The 1,021-nt window shown below is 55.2% G+C and carries 1 rRNA gene; it reads right to left on the bottom strand.

Annotated features, from left to right (window positions below):
* Positions 1-737: ribosomal RNA gene (locus tag ACLJQE_RS44620) — 23S ribosomal RNA — on the bottom strand; the annotation flags it as partial.
* Positions 738-1,021 lie beyond the last annotated feature (284 nt).

Genomic DNA, 1,021 nt, shown 5'->3' with positions numbered 1-1,021 from the left:
CGCCCTATTCAGACTCGCTTTCGCTACGGCTACCCCACACGGGTTAACCTCGCCACGCAGCACTAACTCGCAGGCTCATTCTTCAAAAGGCACGCCATCACCCAACAAAGCAGGCTCTGACGGCTTGTAGGCACACGGTTTCAGGTACTCTTTCACTCCCCTCCCGGGGTACTTTTCATCTTTCCCTCACGGTACTAGTCCGCTATCGGTCTTCAGGAAGTATTTAGGCTTACCGGGTGGTCCCGGCAGATTCACAGCAAATTCCACGAGCTCGCTGCTACTCGGGAACACCAAACAAACAATCAACGACATGTTTTCGCGTACGGGGCTCTCACCCACTCCGGCCGCCCATCCCAAGGCGTTCCACTAACATACGTGACCATTCCGAGGACTGTCAGATCCTCGACGCTGGGTCCCACAACACCGCCTGCACAACCCCTGACAGGTATCACATGCAAACGGTTTAGCCTCTTCCGCTTTCGCTCGCCACTACTCACGGAATCACGGTTGTTTTCTCTTCCTGCGGGTACTGAGATGTTTCACTTCCCCGCGTTCCCTCCACACACCCTATATATTCAGGTGCGGGTAACACCACATCACTGGTGCTGGGTTTCCCCATTCGGAAATCCTCGGATCACAGCTCGGTTGACAGCTCCCCGAGGCATATCGCAGCCTCCCACGTCCTTCATCGGCTCCTGAAGCCAAGACATCCACCATGTGCCCTTAACAACTTGACCACAAAGATGCTCGCATCCACTCTACAGTTCTCAAACACCACACCAGAAACAAACAGCGTTTCAGGGCGTCAGCCCCGAGGCGTGTTGCCTCAGGACCCAACAGTGTGCTTCGTGAACATCAACCCGACCCACCCCGCGATCACACGTTCCACGCGACCAGCCTCCGAAAAGACCACCCACAGTACTTGCACGCCGCAGCAGCAAAACCGAGTCAACATATATCCAGTAGTTCCACAATTCCTTGAGCAACCAGCACAACACCACATTCGGGCATTGAGTGCCGG

This window comes from Amycolatopsis sp. lyj-346 (assembly GCF_046548975.1).
Taxonomy (GTDB): domain Bacteria; phylum Actinomycetota; class Actinomycetes; order Mycobacteriales; family Pseudonocardiaceae; genus Amycolatopsis.
This window is presented reverse-complemented; position numbering and strand designations above follow the sequence as displayed.